General features: G+C 73.1%; 15 protein-coding genes. 9 read left to right on the top strand and 6 right to left on the bottom strand.

Annotation, left to right across the window (positions count from 1 at the left end):
* Window positions 1-5: 5 nt before the first annotated feature.
* A complete protein-coding gene (locus tag OG559_RS07035; protein ID WP_405113608.1) occupies window positions 6-1,175 on the top strand; it encodes an acyl-CoA dehydrogenase family protein in 1,170 nt (389 codons plus the stop codon).
* A gap of 50 nt (window positions 1,176-1,225) precedes the next feature.
* Here OG559_RS07035 and nshR read toward each other — a convergent pair whose 3' ends face one another.
* Both nshR and OG559_RS07025 read right to left on the bottom strand, forming a co-directional pair.
* Window positions 1,226-2,029 carry an NshR/TsnR family 23S rRNA methyltransferase gene (gene nshR, locus OG559_RS07030; RefSeq protein WP_405113606.1) on the bottom strand — a complete coding sequence of 268 codons (804 nt, stop codon included), beginning with the start codon at window positions 2,027-2,029 and terminating at the stop codon, window positions 1,226-1,228.
* Window positions 2,030-2,599: 570 nt separating this feature from the next.
* On the bottom strand, window positions 2,600-3,259 hold the full coding sequence (locus tag OG559_RS07025; protein WP_405113604.1) for a hypothetical protein: 660 nt from the start codon (window positions 3,257-3,259) through the stop codon (window positions 2,600-2,602).
* A 23-nt stretch (window positions 3,260-3,282) separates the two neighbouring features.
* Between OG559_RS07025 and OG559_RS07020 the strand changes: the two genes are divergently transcribed.
* Together OG559_RS07020 and OG559_RS07015 are read left to right on the top strand one after the other, a co-directional pair.
* Window positions 3,283-3,801 (top strand): acyl-CoA thioesterase, encoded by a 519-nt coding sequence (locus OG559_RS07020; RefSeq protein ID WP_405113602.1) that lies wholly within the window; start codon window positions 3,283-3,285, stop codon window positions 3,799-3,801.
* A gap of 189 nt (window positions 3,802-3,990) precedes the next feature.
* Entirely contained in the window at window positions 3,991-6,036 is a 2,046-nt protein-coding gene (locus OG559_RS07015; RefSeq protein WP_405113600.1) for an acetoacetate--CoA ligase, read from the top strand.
* Window positions 6,037-6,087: 51 nt separating this feature from the next.
* On the opposite strand, the gene OG559_RS07010 is transcribed toward OG559_RS07015, so the two are convergent.
* A complete protein-coding gene (locus tag OG559_RS07010; protein ID WP_405113598.1) occupies window positions 6,088-6,777 on the bottom strand; it encodes a TIGR03089 family protein in 690 nt (229 codons plus the stop codon).
* Window positions 6,778-6,928: 151 nt separating this feature from the next.
* Here OG559_RS07010 and OG559_RS07005 point away from each other — a divergent pair, with 151 nt between their 5' ends.
* Entirely contained in the window at window positions 6,929-8,074 is a 1,146-nt protein-coding gene (locus tag OG559_RS07005) for a glycosyltransferase family 4 protein (protein ID WP_396669470.1), read from the top strand.
* 52 nt (window positions 8,075-8,126) lie between these two features.
* Complete coding sequence (locus tag OG559_RS07000; protein ID WP_405113595.1) at window positions 8,127-9,218, top strand: mannose-1-phosphate guanylyltransferase; 1,092 nt, start codon at window positions 8,127-8,129, stop codon at window positions 9,216-9,218.
* A 55-nt stretch (window positions 9,219-9,273) separates the two neighbouring features.
* Here the strand turns inward: OG559_RS07000 and OG559_RS06995 are convergent, their stop codons facing one another.
* Window positions 9,274-9,816, bottom strand: a complete 543-nt coding sequence (locus tag OG559_RS06995) for an NUDIX hydrolase (protein ID WP_405116432.1) — start codon at window positions 9,814-9,816, stop codon at window positions 9,274-9,276.
* A 154-nt stretch (window positions 9,817-9,970) separates the two neighbouring features.
* On the opposite strand from OG559_RS06995, the gene OG559_RS06990 reads away from it, so the two are divergent.
* Window positions 9,971-11,005, top strand: coding sequence for a hypothetical protein (locus OG559_RS06990; protein WP_405113593.1), 1,035 nt, complete (start codon window positions 9,971-9,973; stop codon window positions 11,003-11,005).
* 281 nt (window positions 11,006-11,286) lie between these two features.
* Entirely contained in the window at window positions 11,287-12,282 is a 996-nt protein-coding gene (locus tag OG559_RS06985) for an ArsR/SmtB family transcription factor (protein WP_405113591.1), read from the top strand.
* Between the two features lie 48 nt (window positions 12,283-12,330).
* Here OG559_RS06985 and OG559_RS06980 read toward each other — a convergent pair whose 3' ends face one another.
* Both OG559_RS06980 and cofD read right to left on the bottom strand, forming a co-directional pair.
* Window positions 12,331-13,416 carry a coenzyme F420-0:L-glutamate ligase gene (locus OG559_RS06980; RefSeq protein ID WP_405113589.1) on the bottom strand — a complete coding sequence of 362 codons (1,086 nt, stop codon included), beginning with the start codon at window positions 13,414-13,416 and terminating at the stop codon, window positions 12,331-12,333.
* Window positions 13,413-14,363, bottom strand: a complete 951-nt coding sequence (cofD, locus tag OG559_RS06975) for a 2-phospho-L-lactate transferase (protein WP_405113587.1) — start codon at window positions 14,361-14,363, stop codon at window positions 13,413-13,415. Before cofD ends, OG559_RS06980 begins: the two co-directional genes overlap by 4 nt.
* Window positions 14,364-14,463: 100 nt before the next feature.
* Between cofD and OG559_RS06970 the strand changes: the two genes are divergently transcribed.
* Together OG559_RS06970 and OG559_RS06965 are read left to right on the top strand one after the other, a co-directional pair.
* Entirely contained in the window at window positions 14,464-15,504 is a 1,041-nt protein-coding gene (locus OG559_RS06970; RefSeq protein WP_405113585.1) for a hypothetical protein, read from the top strand.
* A 190-nt stretch (window positions 15,505-15,694) separates the two neighbouring features.
* On the top strand, window positions 15,695-18,310 hold the full coding sequence (locus OG559_RS06965) for a bifunctional FO biosynthesis protein CofGH (RefSeq protein WP_405113583.1): 2,616 nt from the start codon (window positions 15,695-15,697) through the stop codon (window positions 18,308-18,310).
* Window positions 18,311-18,934: the final 624 nt, after the last annotated feature.

The raw sequence follows: 18,934 nt of genomic DNA, 5'->3' as shown, positions 1-18,934 counted from the left end.
CCGACATGGCCGCAGAGCAGTCGTTCGACGTCTACCGGTTGCCCGAGGAACACGGGGCGATCCGCGAGGCGGTGCGTGAGGTCTGTGCCGCGAAGGTGGCGCCGCACGCCGCCGAGGCGGACGAGACGGCCGAGTTTCCGAAGGCGTCCTACGACGCGCTCCGCTCGGCCGATTTCCACGCCCCGCACATTCCCGTCGAGTACGGCGGGGCCGGCGCGGACGCCCTGGCCACGGCCATCGTGATCGAGGAGGTGGCCCGGGCCTGTGCCTCGTCCTCGCTGATCCCGGCGGTGAACAAGCTGGGCACCCTGCCGCTGATCCTGGCCGGCTCCGAGGAGCTCAAGCGCAGGTACCTCACCCCGGTCGCCGCCGGCGACGCGATGTTCTCGTACTGCCTCTCCGAGCCGGAGGCCGGCAGCGACGCGGCCTCGATGACCACCAGGGCGGTCCGCGACGGCGACCACTGGGTGCTCAACGGCGTGAAGCGGTGGATCACCAACGCGGGCGTCTCGGAGTACTACACGGTTTTCGCCGTGACGGATCCCACAGCCCGGTCGAGGGGCATCTCGGCGTTCGTCGTCGAGAAGTCCGACCCGGGGGTCAGCTTCGGCGCCCCGGAGAAGAAGCTCGGCATCAAGGGCTCACCGACCCGCGAGGTCTACCTCGACAACGTCCGCATCCCGGCCGACCGGATGATCGGCGACGAGGGCACCGGCTTCGGCACCGCCATGAGGACCCTGGACCACACCCGGGTCACCATCGCCGCGCAGGCCGTCGGCATCGCCCAGGGAGCGCTCGACTACGCCAAGGGGTACGTGCTCGAGCGCAAGCAGTTCGGCAAGCCGGTCGCCGAGTTCCAGGGCATCCAGTTCATGCTCGCCGACATGGGCATGAAGCTGGAGGCGGCCCGGCAGCTCACGTACACGGCCGCCGGCAAGTCCGAGCGGGGCGACGCCGACCTGACCTACTTCGGCGCGGCGGCCAAGTGCTTCGCCTCGGACGCGGCCATGGAGATCACCACCGACGCGGTGCAGCTGCTCGGCGGCTACGGCTACACCCGGGACTACCCGGTCGAGCGGATGATGCGGGATGCCAAGATCACCCAGATCTACGAGGGCACGAACCAGGTGCAACGGATCGTGATGGCCCGTCAGCTACTCAAGGGCCTCGCGTAGCGGCCGGGCCGCCGGTGTCGTCGCGGTAGCGCGGTCGGCTACCGCTCGGCTCATCGGGAGAGGTTGCGGGCGACCCTCTCGTGCAGCGCGATGCCGGCGGAGACGGAGACGTTGAGCGACTCGGCGGCGGGATTGATGGGAATCGAGACCGAGCCGGCCGAGATTGCCTCGAAGTCGCTCGACGTGCCGGTCTTCTCGCTGCCGAACAGGAGTGCCAACCGCTCGTCGACGTTGCGGAGATCGCTGACGGCGAACTTCCCGTCAGCGTCGAAGGCCATCAGTCGCATTTCCTTGCCCCGGAAGTAGTCGACTGCCTCCGTCCGCGACGCGAGAATGACGGGCAGTGAGAAGACGTATCCCCGGCTCGCCCTGACCAGACGGCGATCCGCGATGCTGACAAGATCACTGTCCACGAGCACGATGCCCGCGGAGCCGAGCGCGAACGACGTCCGCACGATGGCCCCGATGTTGCCGACGATCTTCACGCCATCGAGGACGATGACATCGCCGGTCGAGCTGGCCAGATCCTTCAAGCCCCACGGCCTCGGCACCCGGGCGATGCCGAATGTCTTGGGAACCTTGTCGGTCTTGAAAATCTGCTTCACGATCGACGATTCGATCAGCCGGACCGGAATGTTTCGCTGCCGACAAGCGGTGAGAAGCGCATCCGGCACGGGATTGGTGTCGATCCCGTAGACCTCGACAAACTCCACGCCCGCGCGAATGCACTGCACGAGAGGCTCTGCGTCCTCAATCAGCGCCGTCCGAACAATGGACCTCGAGTGTTTCGTGACGTCGATGATTCGCTGAACGGCGGCATCGGACCTCGTGGTGATTATGTCGAGGTTGGGCACGCGCAGACTTTAGCACGGTGAACAATGGCCTTCGACATCGCAGTGCCCGCCAGCCAGGACCGGGTGCTGGTCTCGTTCCTCCAGGCCGGGTGGCCGCCTCGCGGTCTCGATGTCGGCGCGCGTCGCCTCTTACGTGTGCGCCCCGTCGATGTGCACGAGGCGGCAGGACCCGGCCGGCACGACGTCGCCCAGGTCGGCCGAGGGTCGTGGCGTGCACGGTCGGTAGCCGATCTCGGAAACGCAGGTAGTTCTCCTGAATTCCCCCAGCTGCGGGCCGGGATGGGATGCGGCGTTCTCGCGGTGGTTCTCCTCGTTGACCGAGGCGTCGGAATCAGACCGGTCGCACACGATCAGCGTCTCTCCGGGGGGCGTGGGAAGAATCCCAGCAGAATTGCGCTCTTCTCTAAAACGGGCAGGGTGCCGGTCAACCGCCGCCTGTCAATATGCGATTCGTTCTGAAGCTCATTCAGAGCCCCTCCACTGTCGGCGGGCGGGCCGGTCGTCCGGCCCGCCCGCATCGTCACCCGATCCCCTCGTCGGCCGCCGCGCGGCGCGCGTACGGCCAAATCGTCACCGGATCTCGGTCGTGTCCTCCTCCGACCGGGTGGTGCCGCGCGGCGGCGCCGACCACGGTGACTCCCCGCCGGTGCGGCGCGGCAGCGGCTCGGTCGGCGTCGGGTCCGGGTAGCCGAGGCTCGGCGGGGCCGCGTCCCGGTCGGCCGCGCCGGTCGGCGGCCAGTCGGTCAGCGTGAATTCGTTGCGGTCCGGCCCCTCGGCGGGCGTCGGCGTCGGCTCGGCCACCGGTCGGGGCCACCGCCGCCAGCGCTGCCCGCTGAAGGTGGCCATGACCAGCAGCAGGCCGATCAGGAAGAGCGTGCCGTTCTCCACCGGAACGTGCAGCGGCAGGGGGTCGCCGAAGACCTTCCAGCCGTCCGGGATGCGGTCGCGCACCTGGAAGGGCGCGGCGAACATCCCCACGTACGGGGCGGCCAGCAGCAGCCCGGCCACGAGCGGGCCGAGCGGTGAGGTGCGCAGCGTGCCGAGCAGGCCGAGCAGGACCCCGCCGACGGCGAGGTATGCGGCGGGCTCGATGAGATTGGCCGAGTTGGACGTGCCGATCTCGACCCAACGGTCGACGGTGCCCGCCGACCCGTCCTGCCCGAGGGTGACCAGCACCCACGTGACGGGCGCCACCACCAACCCCGCGAGGAAGCTCCAGAGATGTCGCATCCGCGCACCGTACCGTTTTCGACATGACCGAGCACCTCTCCACCGCGCCGGCCGGCAAGCCGACCTCGTACTCCCGGGTCACCCTGAGCCGGATCATGACCGCCGTCGACGTCAACCTCTACGGCACGGTGCACGGCGGAGTGCTGATGAAGTTCATCGACGACGTGGCGGGGGCCGCCGCGGCCCGGCACAGCGGCGGTACGGCGGTCACCGCGGCCATCGACGAGATCGTCTTCACCGAGGCGGTCCGGGTCGGGGACCTGCTGCACGCGCACGCCCAGGTGAACTGGACCGGGCAGACCTCGATGGAGGTCGGGGTGCGGGTGGTGGCCGAGCGGTGGGACTCGGCCGAGGACGAGCCGGTCCGGGTGGCCACCGCATACCTCGTCTTCGTGGGCGTCGACCTCGGCGGCGTGCCACGGACGGTCCGGCCGGTGCTGCCGGAGAGCCCGGAGGACGAACGCCGGTTCCGGGAGGCGGAGATCCGCCGCGCCCACCGGCTCGCCCGCCGCCGCGCCATCCAGGCCCACCGGGCCGGCTGACAGGTGTGCGGAGTGCCCCTCCATGTGCCGGAAAGGTCAGGTGAGGGGTGACTGGCCGACCCCTGGTGGGGATGTGGGTCGGCACGTGCGTCGACGGGGGTCGGGTGCGGAGAATGGCGTTCTGAGGTAGGGCAAGATGGCGTACGGCCCACTTCACAGTGTCGTGCGGGGCCAGGGGAGAGTGGAACAGTGGGTGACGTGCTGTGGACGCCGCCGGCGGACGTACGCGAGCGGTCCCGGATCGGGAGCTACCTGCGCTGGCTGCGTGAGCACCGGGGGCTGGACTTCGCCGACTACGACGAGCTGTGGCGCTGGTCGGTCACGGACCTGGACGCGTTCTGGCGGTCGATCTGGGACCACTTCGAGGTCGTCGCGCACACCCCGCCGACCGCGACCCTGGCCGACCGGGGCATGCCCGGCGCGCAGTGGTTCCCCGGCGCCACGCTCAACTATGCCGAGAACGTGCTGCGGATGCCGGGCCGGGCCGACGACGACGCCGTGGTGATCGCGCACGGCCAGACCCGGGCGCCGGTGACCCTGACCGCCGCCGAGCTGCGCGAGCAGGTCCGCCGGGTGGCCGCCGGGCTGCGCCGGCTGGGCGTCACCGCCGGTGACCGGGTCGCCGCCTACGCGCCCAACATCCCCGAGACGTACGTGCTGCTGCTCGCCACCGCCAGCCTCGGCGCGGTCTTCTCGTCCTGCGCCCCCGAGTTCGGCACCCGCAGCGTCACCGACCGGTGGCGGCAGATCGAGCCGAAGGTCCTCGTCGCCGTCGACGGCTACCGGTACGGCGACAAGCCCGTCGACCGGCGTGCCGAGGTGGCCGCGATCCGGGCCGCCCTGCCGTCGCTGGAGCACACCGTCGGCATCGCCTACCTCGACCCGGCCGGGGCCGGCGGCCATGATTCGGCCTCCTCGCCTCCAAGCGACGCCCCGGACCGGATGAGGGCCGCGCCCGAGGGCGCGGTCTCCTGGGCCGAGCTGGCCGCGCCGACCGACGAGCCGCTGGCCTTCGCCCCGGTGCCGTTCGACCACCCGCTCTACGTGCTCTACTCCTCCGGCACCACCGGGCTGCCCAAGCCGATCGTGCACGGCCACGGCGGCATCCTGCTGGAGCACCTGAAGATGCTGGCCCTGCACCACGACCTGGGCCCGTCGGACCGGTTCCTCTGGTTCACCACCACCGGCTGGATGATGTGGAACTTCCTGGTCTCCGGGCCGGCGGTGGGCGCGGCGATCGTGCTGTTCGACGGCAACCCGGGCCACCCCGACCTGGGCGGGCTGTGGCGACTGGCCGAGGAGACCGGCACCACGTACTTCGGCACCTCCGCGCCGTACCTGCTGGCCTGCCGTAAGGCCGGGCTGGTGCCGAGGGAGATCGCCGACCTCTCCGCGCTGCGGGGGGTCGGCTCGACGGGCGCGCCGCTGCCCGCCGAGGGCTTCACCTGGGTGTATGCCAACGTCGGCGACGCCCTCCAGCTCCAGTCCCTCTCCGGCGGCACGGACGTGTGCACCGGCTTCGTCGGCGGGGTGCCGCTGCTGCCGGTGTACGCCGGGGAGATCACCTGCCGGGCCCTCGGGGCAAAGGTGGAGGCCCGCTCCGCCGACGGCACCCCGGTCGTCGGCGAGCTGGGCGAGCTGGTGATCACCGCGCCGATGCCGAGCATGCCGGTCGGGTTCTGGAACGATCCGGACGGCGCCCGCTACCGGGAGGCGTACTTCGACGTCTACCCGGGGGTGTGGCGGCACGGCGACTGGATCACCATCAACGACCGGGGCGGCTGCGTGATCACCGGCCGCTCCGACGCCACCCTCAACCGGGGCGGCGTCCGGCTCGGCACCGCCGAGTTCTACTCCGTCGTCGAGGGCCTGGACGAGGTCGTCGACTCGGTGGTGGTGCACCTGGAGGACGACGAGGGCGGCGCGGGGGAGCTGCTGCTGTTCGTGGTGCTCGCCGAGGGCCTGGAGCTGGACGACGACCTGCGCAAGAAGATCTGCCGCGAGCTGCGCACCGCGCTCTCGCCGCGGCACGTCCCCGACGAGATCCACCAGGTGCGGGCCGTCCCGCGCACCCTGTCGGCGAAGAAGCTGGAGGTCCCGGTGAAGAAGATCCTCACCGGCACCCCGGTCGACAACGCGGCGGCCAGGGGCGCCCTGGCCAACCCGGAGTCCCTGACGGCCTTCGCCGCCTTCGCCCAGCGCCGCTCGGAGTCGGGCTCCCCGACCCCCGCCTGACCCCGTAGCTCATGCCAGGCCAGGCGAAACCGGCGCACGCCACGGATCGGCTCAGGTCAGGGCCAGGGTGACCTTCTCCGCGTCCGTGCGGGAGCGGACGCGGGTCGGGTCGAGGTTGGCGCAGAGGACGACGGTGGCGCCGACCATCAGCGGGGCCAGCAGCCAGTCGACCGGGCTGGGGTGGGCGGCGGCGTCCAGCAGGACCCGGTCGCCCCTGGCGATGCCCAGCTCCGTCGCGCGGGTGGCCGCGCGGGCCAGCAACTCCGCGTCCTGCGGCCCGCCCTTCGGGTACGGGGTGAAGTGGTCGCCGTGTGCCCGGACGGCGAGCACGTAGTCGGCGAAGCCGGCGGGCACCTGGCGCAGCGGCTGGGCGAACGGGGCGAGCGCGAGCACGTACCGCTCGCCGGCCGGCCAGGCATCCGCCTCGGCGACCCGGTCGACGGCGGCGAAGAGCACCTCGGCCGGTCCCGGGCCGCCGGCCACGGTCAGCCCCACCGACCAGCAGCCGAGCAGCACGGCGGCGGTCTGCCAGTGCGGGGGCAGCAGCACCGCGGCGGACTCGCCCGGCCCGGTGCCGATCTCGTCGACGAGCAGGTTGGCCGTCTTGGCCACCCAGTTGGCCAGCGTCGCGCCGGACAGTTCGGCGCGCTCGCCGGTGGCGTCGTCGTACCAGGTCAGCAGGGGGCGGGTGGGGTCGGGCGCGATCGCGTCGGTGAACACCAGGGCAATGTTGTCGGCCATCGGCGCGAACGATACGCCCCCCGCGCCCGTGCTCGTTGACGCGGACAAGTCGGCGTACCGTCGGGTCGCAGTCAGCGCCCGGACCTGGCTCCGGCGTAGGCTTGCCCGGAGTGTTGTTCCCCACAGATTCACCACTGCAAGGAGTCGCATCGTGACCGCCGGTCGCCCGCCCCGCGTACTCATCGACGCCACGAGTGTCCCCGTCGACCGTGGTGGCGTCGGTCGATACGTCGACGGCCTGCTCGGTGCCCTCGGCAAGGTGTGCGGCCAGGGGGTCGACCTGGCCGTGGTCAGCCTCCGCACCGACCTGGAGCGGTACAGCCGGATGCTGCCCGGCGCGGAGATCGTCGCCGCCCCGGCCGCGGTGGCGCACCGGCCGGCCCGGCTCGCCTGGGAGCAGACCGGTCTGCCCCTGCTGGCCCAGCAGGTCGGCGCGCAGGTGCTGCACTCGCCGTTCTACACGTGCCCACTGCGGGCGGGTTGCCCGGTGACGGTGACCGTGCACGACGCGACGTTCTTCACCGAGCCGGAGCACTACGACAAGTCCCGCCGGACGTTCTTCCGCAGCGCGATCAAGACCTCGCTGCGCCGCGCCAGCCGGGTGATCGTGCCGAGTAAAGCCACCCGGGACGAGCTGATCCGCCTGCTCGACGCCGACCCGACCCGGATCGACGTCGCCTACCACGGGGTCGACCACGCCGCCTTCCACGCCCCGGGCGAGGAGGAGAAGGCCCGGGTCCGGGCCCGGCTGGGGCTCGGCGACAGCAGCTACATCGCCTTCCTCGGGGCGAAGGAGCCGCGCAAGAACGTCCCCAACCTGATCCGCGGCTGGGTCCGGGCGGTGGCCGACCGGGCCGACCCGCCGGCGCTGGTGGTCGCGGGCGGCCAGGGGCACGACGACGACATCGACCGGGCGGTCGCCGAGGTGCCGTCGCACCTGCGGCTGCTCCGCCCGGGTTACCTGCGCTACGGCGACCTGCCGGGCTTCCTCGGCGGAGCGCTGGTCGCCGCCTACCCGTCGTACGGTGAGGGCTTCGGCCTGCCGATCCTGGAGGCGATGGCCTGCGCCGCCCCGGTGCTGACCACCCCGCGGCTGTCGCTGCCGGAGGTCGGCGGCGACGCCGTCGCCTACACCAGCGAGGACCCGGCCCAGATCGCCACCGACCTGGTCGCCCTGCTGGACGACGAGCAACGTCGATTGTCGCTGGCCAAGGCCGGTTTCGACCGGGCCAAGGAGTTCACCTGGGAGTCCAGCGCCGAGGTGCACATCGCGGCGTGGAGCCGGGCCCGCGCCTGAGGCTTCGACCGACGGTGCGTCCGTAGCGTGGCGGTTCGGGCATGATGTGCTGATGCTCTACGCCGTCATCCCGGCGGGCGGCAGCGGCACGAGGTTGTGGCCGTTGTCCCGTGCGGGCCATCCCAAGTTCCTCCACCCGCTCACCGGCACCCCCGCCTCCCTGCTCCAGGCGACCGTGGACCGGTTGGCCCCGCTGACCCCCCCGGAACGCACCCTGGTGGTCACCGGAGCCGCGCACGTCGCGGCGGTGGCGCGACAGCTTGCCGGCCTACCCGAGGAGAACATCCTCGTCGAGCCCTCGCCCCGGGACTCCTGTGCGGCGATCGCCCTCGCCGCAGCGGTGATCGCGCTGCGCGAGCCGGACGCGGTGATGGGCTCCTTCGCCGCCGACCACCTGATTCGGGACGCCGACGCATGGGTGGCCACGGTCCGCGAGGCGGTACGGGGTGCCGAGCAGGGCCTGCTGATGACGGTGGGGATCACCCCCACCCGGGCCGAGACCGGGTACGGCTACCTGCACACCGGAGACCCGGTCGGGGACGGGCCGCTGCGGCCGGTGCGGGAGTTCAAGGAGAAGCCGGCCGCCGAGGTGGCGGAGGCGTACCTGCGCTCGGGGCACCACCTGTGGAACGCCAGCATGTTCGTCTGGCGGGTCGACGTGTTCCTGGCCGAGCTGGCCCGGCAGCAGCCGGCGCTGCACGCCGGGATCACCGCGATCGCCACCGCCTGGGGCACCCCGGAGCAGGACGACATCCTCGGCACGGTCTGGCCGACCCTGCCGAAGATCTCCGTCGACTACGCGGTGATGGAGGGCGCGGCGACCGCCGGCCGGGTGGCGACGGTCCCCGGCGACTTCGGCTGGAACGACGTCGGCGACTTCCACACCCTCGGCGACGTGCTCCCGGCCGACCCGGCCGGCAACGTGGTGCTCGGCGCGGACGCCGAACCGGGCGTGCTGCTGCGCGACAGCACAGGCCTGGTCGTGGTCCCGCAGTCCGGTCGGCTGGTGGCCGTGCTCGGCGTGCACGACCTGATCGTGGTCGACACCCCGGACGCGGTGCTGGTCTGCCCCCGCGACCGCGCCCAGGACGTGAAGGCTCTCGTCGACGAGCTGAAGGACCGGGGCGAGGAGAGCTACGTCTGACCTTTCCGACCCGGGCGGCGGCCGGCCCGCCGCCCGGACCCGGGGCCGGCCCCGGTCAGTTGGTTCGGCGGCGCAGTGCGGCGAGGGCGGGGGCGACGAGCTGGGCGGTGCCGCCGGCCAGCGGCTCGGGCAGTCGGTCCGGGGGGAACCAGCCGAGCGCCTCGGACTCGTCGCTGACGCGCTCCGTCGCGCCCGGCGGGGCGAAGACCGCGAACCGCACGTCGTGATGGAACGAAGCGCCCCGGCAGGCCACGGGGTGGATGTCCACGTCGATCGGGACCGGGTCGATGACCAGGCCGGGAATGCCGGACTCCTCACCCGCCTCGCGCAGCGCGGCCCCGGCCAGCGTCCGGTCGCTGGGTTCGCAGTGCCCGCCGACCTGCACCCACCGGTGGAACTTGCGGTGCAGGCAGAGCAGGATCCGCTCGCCGGTGGCGTCGAGGACCAGCGCGCTCGCGGTGACGTGACCGGCCCGGTGCTCCCGGCCCAGCGCCGCCGGCCCGCCGGCCAGCAGGTCGAGGGTGCGGTCCCGGGCCCGCCCGGCCGCCGCGCCGGTCGGCATCCATCCGGCGAGCAGGGCCGTCGCGTCGGCGTGCAGGGCCGCGTACGCCCCGGCGGCCCCGGGTGTGGTGCGGGCGGCGGAGGAGGAGGAGCGGCTCGGGGCGCTGTCACGAGGGGTCACCAGGGGACCCTTCCTCAGGTCTGACATGGTCACACTCTAGGCGCGTGTGTCCGCTGCCTACCCTTGCCCCGTGACCCTGCGACTCGTCGAGTTCGTCGTCGCCGGCAACGAGGCCAGCGACCTGCTGCCGGTGCGTTCCCCGGCCCTGCTCGCCGCCCACCGCGCCCGGCGCGGCTTCTGGACCGTCCTCGACGAGGGGCCGGTCGAGCGCTGCCTGGCCCTGCTGCTCGAACACGAGGACGGCAAATGGTCCGCCCAGCACGTGGACGCCGACGCCGGCCCGGAGAACGGCCGCACCGAGGACGGTGAGGCGCTGGCCCACCACGACGGCTGGGTGTACGTCTTCGGCTCCCACTTCGGGTCGAAGGGCGGCCCGCTGCGCCCGCGCCGGGCGTTCGTGGCCCGGTTCCGCGAGGACGACGCCGCCGGCGGCCGGCTGCCGGTCCGGGTGGTGCGAAACCGGTTCCGGCTGCACCGCGCGGTCAACGACGCGCTGGCCGGGGCCGAGTTGGCCACCCTGCCGCCGGGGGATCGGGTGCGGGACCGGTTCATCGTCGAGACCGTTGCCCGGGGCGCCGCCCGGGCCAAGGGCTGGGTGACCCGGCTCGCCGAGGGGGACCTGCCGCTCAACGTGGAGGCCGCCGCGTTCACCCCGGACGGCACCGCGCTGCTCGGGCTGCGCTTCCCGGTCACCGTCGACGGGGACCCGATCCTGGTCGAGGTGGCGGGGGTGCCCGAGATGTTCGAGGCGGGCGCCTGGCCGCGCGCCCTCGGGGCGTACGCGCTGACCGGGGTGACCCCGCCGGGGGCGTTGACCGGCTTCCGGGCGGTGACCCCGCTGCCCGACGGCGGCTACGCCGCGATCGTCGGCTCGATCGACGCGCTGGGCAAGGGCTCGGTGCTGCTGGACGACCACCCGCAGGGCGGGCACGTCACCTCGCGGCACGTCCGGTTCCGCCTGGAGAGGGCCGCGGGTCATCTGCTCCCGGCCGAACTGGTGGCCGACCTGGCCCCGTTCCACCACGTGGAAGGGCTGGCCGAGGAGCACGGCCACTGCTGGTACGTCACGGACGAGAACCACCGGATCGCGCTCTGGATCGGCTGACCGCCCTCGCCCGGGTGAACGGCCGGGTGGCACCCCTGCGGAACAAGGGCCGCAGACCCTCGTGGTGCCGCCCGGCCGCCGGATCCTCCCCGGCCCCGGTGCCCCGGGCCGACGTCGAACGACGGACCGGCCCGTTGCGGGGCAAGCAGAGCATGCCGAATTCGTGCCCGCGCCGTCGAGGTTTTTCAGTCCACGCTTAAAAATGGAGATAAGTGCCGTCCGGGTACAGTGCGAACGGTCAGCGGGCCCGCCCGCTGACCACAGGCACGGGGAGCGCTCCAATGCTGAAGATCCACTTTTCCGCCGAGGACATTCTCCGTACCCGGGTCGCCCCGGGTGCAGACCCGCTCTGGGAACTGATCCTCAGCATGCACGTGCTTCAGGTGGGCCGCCAGGACCCGCTGACCTCAGGCTGGCGTCGCGGCGTCTCCCGGGAGCTGCGCCGGCACATCGGCAAGGAGCACCTCCGGCTGCTGTTCGCGCTGAACCCCGGCTGGGGCTACTTCCCCGACTTCCTCACCCCGCACGACAGCGTCCAGGGCCTGGAGGCGGGGCTGGACGCGGTGCGGAGCACGCCCGCCTCGCGGTTGCACCGGGACCTCACCCGGGTGATCGCGGAGAATCCCCTGCCCTCCTCGGCGGCGGCGCTGGCCCGGGGCGAGCCCGAGATGCTGCGCCACCTCACCGAGTCGATGGAGCAGTACCGGGCGCTGGCGCTCAGCCCGTACTGGTCGCGCATCCAGGCCGCGGTGGAGGCGGACCGGACGCGGCGGGCCCGGTCGCTGCTGGACCGGGGCGTCGAGGGGCTGCTGGCCAGCCTCCGCCCGATGGCCCGGTGGGAGGCGGGGGTGCTGGAGATCCACGGCTACCCGGACAGCCGGGAGCTGCACCTGGGCGGCCGGGGCCTGCTGTTGGTGCCGTCGTTCTTCTGCGCCAGCATTCCGGTGGCGCTGCTCGACCCGGCGCTGCCGCCGGTGCTGGTCTACCCGGTGGACCGGCTGGGCGGGCTGGCCCCCGCCCCCGGCGAGGGCGGCGCGACCAGCAGCGGCCGGGAGGCGCTGGCCGCCCTGCTCGGCCGGACCCGGGCGGCGGTGCTGGAGGCCACCGGCGAGGGGTGCACCACCGGCGAGGCGGCCCGCCGCCTGCGCATCTCCCCGGCCGCGGCGAGTCAGCACGCCACCGTGCTGCGCAACGCCGGCCTGCTGGTCAGCCACCGGGACCGCAACACGGTGCTGCACACCCTCACCCCGTTGGGCCGCGCGATCCTCGACGCCTGAGCGGAGCCGCCGCCAAGGACCACGCGTCAGCGCGGCGCTGGCCGTGCGTCAAAGGGCGAGCGCGGCGCTGGCCGTGCTGCCGGTCGGCGGCGGCAGCAGCGCCGACGGGACCCCCTCGGCGGCCAGCGCGGTGCGCAGGCGTTGCAGGTCCGTGCCGAAGCGCACCAGGTCTGCGGGGTCGACCGGGGCCGGCAGCTCGCCGAGCACCAGGTCGGTGGCCCGCTCCGGCCAGCGGGGCACGGCGGCGACCAGCATGGCGCGTACCTCGTCGTCGGTGACGTGGGTGAACACCGCGCCGGGGGCGACCACGCCGGCCACCGCGGCGATCGCCCGCCGCACGGCGGCCGGGTCGGCCCTGGCCTCCCCCGGGCCGTCCGGCAGCACCGCGGCGGCGGCCAGCCCGGCCGCCATCGCCTCAGTGGTGCCGAGCGAGAAGAGGTCCAGCTCGGCGTCGCGGACCAGCTCCCGTGCGCCGACGCCGTCGTCCCGGGTGGCCGTGAGGTAGCCGCGGACCACCGCGACCGGCACCTGGTCGCATTTGCCCTTGATCAGCTCCCCGGCGCCGGCCAGCTCGTCCACCACGGCCATCTGGGTGAGCTCGAGCTCGTTGCCGTACGGGTCGACCTCGCCCCGGTGGTCGCGGATCGCCGGCATGCCGGCCGCCCCGAGCGCCACGTCGGTGAGCCCGTTGCGCCAGGGCCGGCCCATCGTGTCGCTGACGATCACCGCGACGTCCAGGTCGTAGCGCTCGCGCAGGGCCGCCCGCAGGGCCCGCGCCGAGGCGTCCGGGTCCTCCGGGAGCAGCACCAGCCGGGTCTTGTCGACGTTCGAGGCGTCGATCCCGGCGGAGGCCATCACAAAGCCGTGGTGGGTCTGCACGATCCGGGTCGCCCCCCGGACGGCCACCACCCGGGCGGTCTCCGCCGCCAGCACCTCGTCCCGGGCGGCCAGCCGCTCCGGCCCGCCGGCCGGCACGTCCACCAACCTTCCCTCGGCCTTGGAGACGATCTTGCTGGTGACCACCAGCACGTCGCCGTCGTGCAGCCAGGGCGCGGCGGTCGCGATCAGCGCCGCCAGGTCGTCGCCCTCGGTCACGTCGCCGATGCCCACCACCGGCAGAATCTCCAGCCTCACATCAGCTCCAATGCGACCCGGACCATCGCCGCCGTCGCCGCCTCGTCCGTCATGAGCAACGGTGCCGCCCGGACCGTCACGTCCGGCACCACGGCGTCGGCGTCCTCGGGTGCCACGAGCCAGCCGTCCAGCAGGCCACCGGAGGACCGGCTCCCGTACAGCCCGCCCACCCCGGCGGCGCTGCACTCGACGCCGACCACGGCCAGGCAACGGTCGGCCATCCCGCGCACCGCCGCGCCGCCGATGATCGGGGAAACGCCGATCACCGGGGCCGGCCCGTCCGTGACCGCCTCCCGCAACCCCGGCACGGCCAGCACCGGGGCGACGCTCACCACCGGGTTGCTCGGTGCGACCAGCACCACGTCGGCCGAGGCGATCGCGTCCAGCACGCCGGGCGCGGGCTTCGCGGTCTCCGCGCCGACGAAGACGAACCGGTGGGTCGGGACGTCCGCCCGGTGCCGCACCCACCACTCCTGGAAGTGGACCGCTCGCTGGCCGCCGGCGGGATCGTCCACCACGACGTGCGTTTCCAGCCGGTCGTCGGTCGCCGGCAGCAGGCGCACGCCGGGCTGCCAGCGGGTGGCCAGCGCCTCGGTGACCGCCGACAGTGGATACCCGCCGGTCAGCATGGTGGTGCGGACGAGGTGGGTGGCGATGTCCTTGTCGCCCAGCCCGAACCAGGTCGGCTCGGCCCCGTACGCGGCCAGCTCCGACTTCACCGTCCAGCTCTCGCCGACCCGCCCCCAGCCCCGCTCGGGATCGGCGCCGCCGCCGAGCGTGTACATGACGCTGTCCAGGTCGGGGCAGAGCTTCAGCCCGTGCAGGTAGAGGTCGTCGCCGACGTTGACCACGGCGGTCACCTCGGCTCCCACCTCGCGGGCGTAGGCCCGGACGCCGAGCAGGAACCGGGCGCCCCCGATACCGCCGGCCAAAACGACGATGCGCATGGCGTCCATCCTTCCGCACGCCCCGCCCCGAGGGCGCCGGTGCCCGGGGAGACTAGGCTCACGTCGGCAACTGTCCGTTACCGCCTCCTAGGGGGAGTTCGTGACCAGCCCCGCCGAGCCCGCGTCCGGTGACGCGGCGCCCGCGCCCCACCCCGCCACCCCGGCCCGCCAACTCACCAATCCGCTACGCGAGCTGATCGCGTTCGTCCTGCTCGGCGCGAACGCCGTGCTGCTCTTCGTCGGCCTCATCCAGCTGCTCGCCCCGACCGACTACAGCACCTTCTACAGCCGGGCGGGCAGCAGCTTCTTCTCGTTCGCCGGGCTGGAGGCGACCGTGCTGCCGGTGCTGGCCGTGCTGCTCGCCACGCACGTCGCCCCGGTGGTGCCCCGAGCCAAGCTCATCACTCAGGTGGCGTTGGGCCAGTACGCCTTCGGCGCCCTGCTCGGCGCGCTCACCCTGCTGATCTGGACGGTGGACCGGCTGGCCAAGGCGGAGGTGCTCGACGCGTTCCTCGGCCTGCTCACCCGGATCGCCTGGCTGGCGATCTTCGCGACCGCCGCGTTCGTCGTGGTCCGGGTCTGGCGCGCCCTCTACTTCAGCCCGAAGCCCAAGCCGGCCCCGGGCGTGTACGGGCAGCCGCAGCCCGGCTGGCCGCAGCAGCCGGGTCAGCCCGGCCCGCAGGGCGGCTGGGCCCCCCAGGGACAGCAGGGCGGTTGGCCGGACCCCGGCCACCAGGCCGGCTACCCGGCCCCCAACCAGCCCAACCAGCCCGGCGGACAGTTCGGCCAGTACGGTCAGCCGGGCCAGCCCGGTCCGGCCGCCGGCCAGTATGGCCAGCCCGGCCAGCAGACCCCGCCGTTCGCCCCGGCCCCGCAGTCGGCACCGCCGTACTCGGCGCCGCCGTTCACCCCACCGCAGTCGGCGCCGCCGTTCACCCCGGCCCCGCAGTCGGCGCCGCCGTCCACCCCGCTGTACTCGGCGCCGCCGTTCACCCCGCCGTACTCGGCGCCGCCGTTCGGCCAGCCGCCGTCGGCCGACCCGACCCAGGCCATCCCGCGTCAGCCCACCGAGGCGGGTGCGCCCGACGGGCAGCAGGACTCCGACAGCGACCGCACCCAGCGCTTCCACCGCGAGGACTGAACCGCCGCCGCCCTTCGGGTGCATCTGCTGTGTCGAAGTGACAACAGATGCACCCGAAGGCCCGGGTGACCCTGCCCCCAGGACCCGGGCTGCGAGGACCTCCCGTGCCGCCGGTGCCCGGTTTCTCCGCCGCGAAGGGTGGGCACGCGCGCGGTAGCGGCGTATGTGAACCAGCGCATAGGCTGGACGGATGGTTGATCGCATGGAGTCGGGGCCCACCGCGATGAGCATCGAACGGGCGCTGCGCCGGGCCGGGTCCGGGCGGGCGCTGGACGTCGACGAGGCCACCGCGCTGCTCGCCGCCCGGGGCCCGGCCCTGGACGAACTGCTCCGCGTCGCCGGTGACATCCGCGACGCCGGCCTGCGTGAGGCTGGCCGCCCCGGCGTGGTCACCTTCTCCAAGAAGGTCTTCATCCCGTTGACCCGGCTGTGCCGGGACCGCTGCCACTACTGCACCTTCGCCACCGTCCCGCACCGGCTGCCGGCCGCGTTCCTCGACCGGGACGAGGTGCTGGCCATCGCCCGCGAGGGCGCCGCCCAGGGCTGCAAGGAGGCGCTGTTCACCCTGGGCGACCGGCCCGAGGAGCGCTGGCCGGCGGCCCGGGAGTGGCTGGACGAGCGGGGATACGACTCCACTCTCGACTACCTGCGCGCCTGCGCGGTGGCGGTGCTGGAGGAGACCGGGCTGCTGCCGCACCTCAACCCGGGCGTGCTCTCCTGGTCGGAGTTGCAGCGGCTCAAGCCGGTCGCGCCGAGCATGGGAATGATGCTGGAGACCACGGCCACCCGGCTCTGGTCGGAGCCGGGTGGTCCGCACTACGGCTCACCCGACAAGGAGCCGGCGGTCCGGCTGCGGGTGCTCGACGACGCCGGCCGGGTCGGCGTGCCGTTCACCACCGGCATCCTGATCGGCATCGGCGAGACCCCGGCGGAGCGGGTGGACGCGATCTTCGCGATCCGCCGCGCGCAGCGCGGGTACGGCCACCTCCAGGAGGTGATCGTGCAGAACTTCCGGGCCAAGCCGGACACGGCGATGCGCGGCATGCCCGACGCCGAGCTGCACGACCTGGCCGCCACGGTCGCGGTGGCCCGGGTGCTGCTCGGGCCGAAGGCCCGCATCCAGGCCCCGCCGAATCTCATCGCGGGGGAGTACGACCTGCTGCTGCGCGCCGGCATCGACGACTGGGGCGGGGTCTCGCCGGTCACCCCGGACCACGTCAACCCGGAGCGCCCCTGGCCGCAGCTCGACGAGCTGGCCCGGCGCACCGCGCAGGCCGGCTTCACGCTGCGCGAGCGGCTGACGATCTACCCCGACTACGTCCGGGCCGGCGACCCGTGGCTGGACCCGCGCCTGCTGCCGCACGTGTCGGCGCTGGCTGATCCGGCCACCGGGCTCGCGGTCGAGGAGGCCCGCCCGGTGGGCCGTCCCTGGCAGGAGCCGGAGGAGGTCTTCGGCGGCGGCCGGACCGACCTGCACGCCACCATCGACACCACCGGCCGCGCCGACGACCGGCGCGGCGACTTCGACAGCGTCTACGGCGACTGGTCGGAGGTGGCCCTCCAGGCCGACGCCAGCCTCGCGGGGGCGGCCCGGCCCCGGCCCGCCCCCGCCGGGGCGGCCCAGGCCGACGCGGGCCCCGGCGCACCGGGCCAGGCCGGGGACCGCGCTGCCGCGGGGGCGACCGCCGGCTCGGGCGACGCCGACCTGCGTACCGGGCTGCGACTGGCCGCCGACGACCCGGCGGCGCTGCTCGACCCCCGGCACACCGACGCGGCCCTGGCGCTGTTCGTCGCCGACGGCCCGGCGCTGGACCGGATCTGCCGGCTCGCCGACGACGTGCGCCGGGACACCGTCGGCGACGACGTCACCTACGTCGTGAACCGCAACATCAACTTCAGCAACGTCTGCTACGTGGGCTGCCGGTTCTGCGCCTTCGCCCAGCGCGAACGCGACGCCGACGCGTACCGGCTCTCCGTCGACCAGGTCGCCGACCGGGCCGAGGAGGCGTGGGCCGTCGGGGCCACCGAGGTCTGCCTCCAGGGCGGCATCGACCCCAAGCTGCCGGTCACCGGGTACGCGGACCTGATCCGGGCGATCAAGGTCCGGGTGCCGGGGATGCACGTGCACGCCTTCTCACCGATGGAGATCGTCACGGCGGCGGCGAAGGCCGGCGTGCCGGTACGGGAGTGGCTCACCGGGCTGCGCGAGGCCGGCCTGGACACCATCCCGGGCACCGCAGCCGAGATCCTCGACGACGAGGTGCGCTGGGTGCTCACCAAGGGCAAGTTGCCGGCCGCCGCCTGGGTCGATGTGGTCAGCACGGCCCACGAGCTGGGCATCCGGTCCAGTTCCACGATGATGTACGGCCACGTCGACCACCCCGGGCAGTGGCTGGCCCACTTCCGGGTGCTGGCCGGGGTGCAGGACCGCACCGGCGGTTTCACCGAGTTCGTCGCGCTGCCGTTCATCCATACCAACGCCCCGATCTACCTTGCCGGGATCGCTCGTCCCGGCCCGACCTGGCGGGAGAACCGGGTGGTGCACGCGATGTCCCGGTTGCTGCTGCACGGCCGGATCGCCAACATCCAGTGCTCCTGGGTGAAGCTCGGCGACGAGGGCACGGTGGCGATGCTCAACGGGGGCTGCAACGACCTGGGCGGCACCCTGATGGAGGAGACGATCTCCCGGATGGCCGGTTCGAGCAACGGCTCCGCCCGTAGCGAGGAGCAGTTGCGGGGCATTGCCGCGGCGGCCGGACGGCCGGCCCGCAAGCGGACGACCGCGTACGGCCACACGCGGCCGTAGCGTCGAGGGGCGACGGCCTCCACAGTGCCGTTCACCACGTCCTGCCAGTGGGCGTCTATACCGTCTGATGGGACATGGGCATACCCATCGGCACGGTGGACCTCGTCGTGGATCGGTGGCTGATCCGCTTGAACGAGCAGGGACTCATGGGCCATGCACTGATCCTCCGATCAGGTTCGACCGCCGCTTTCCGTCCACGATGTGGACGGGTCGTGGTCGGCGGTCCCGGCTCGACGGGCGATCGCGGCCGAGGCGCGTTAACCTGTCCCCCACCAAGATCAGCATCGTGGTGGGGCACCCCGTCGGGGCCGCCGCCGGCGCATCCGGTGGCGTCGGTCGGTGGACCGCCACGGCAGAAAACTCGGGCAACTCGCCGAGGAGGGCGTTACTCGTCCGGGGTCTGAATCGATAGGGCAGGTTGCGAGGTCGGGCGGCCGGAGTGGTCGCCCGTGGCGTGTCGGGAGGACGACTCCATTATCAAGTCCGGCTTGACGGCGCACGTATTACACACGTGTAATTTGAATGGGGTTGTTCGCGCGGAACGCAACAAATCGGAACCGTACGGACAAGCACGCCTTTGCGTGGGGGGTTGCAGCGGCGACGACGCCGGTGCGCGACAAGGAG

The sequence above is a fragment of the Micromonospora sp. NBC_01405 genome, from assembly GCF_045040155.1.
In the GTDB taxonomy this organism is placed as follows: Bacteria; Actinomycetota; Actinomycetes; order Mycobacteriales; family Micromonosporaceae; genus Micromonospora.
The sequence above is the reverse complement of the archived record's forward strand: the minus strand, read 5'-3'. Positions and strand labels throughout refer to the sequence as shown.

Excerpts from the sequence above, each read along its gene's own strand:
- OG559_RS07035 (WP_405113608.1), top strand. The coding sequence starts at position 6 with ATGGCCGCAGAGCAGTCGTTCGACGTCTACCGGTTGCCCGAGGAACAC.
- OG559_RS07025 (WP_405113604.1), bottom strand. The coding sequence starts at position 3,259 with ATGCGACATCTCTGGAGCTTCCTCGCGGGGTTGGTGGTGGCGCCCGTC.
- OG559_RS07020 (WP_405113602.1), top strand. The coding sequence starts at position 3,283 with ATGACCGAGCACCTCTCCACCGCGCCGGCCGGCAAGCCGACCTCGTAC.
- OG559_RS07010 (WP_405113598.1), bottom strand. The coding sequence starts at position 6,777 with ATGGCCGACAACATTGCCCTGGTGTTCACCGACGCGATCGCGCCCGAC.
- OG559_RS07000 (WP_405113595.1), top strand. The coding sequence starts at position 8,127 with ATGCTCTACGCCGTCATCCCGGCGGGCGGCAGCGGCACGAGGTTGTGG.
- OG559_RS06985 (WP_405113591.1), top strand. The coding sequence starts at position 11,287 with ATGCTGAAGATCCACTTTTCCGCCGAGGACATTCTCCGTACCCGGGTC.
- cofD (WP_405113587.1), bottom strand. The coding sequence starts at position 14,363 with ATGCGCATCGTCGTTTTGGCCGGCGGTATCGGGGGCGCCCGGTTCCTG.
- OG559_RS06965 (WP_405113583.1), top strand. The coding sequence starts at position 15,695 with ATGGTTGATCGCATGGAGTCGGGGCCCACCGCGATGAGCATCGAACGG.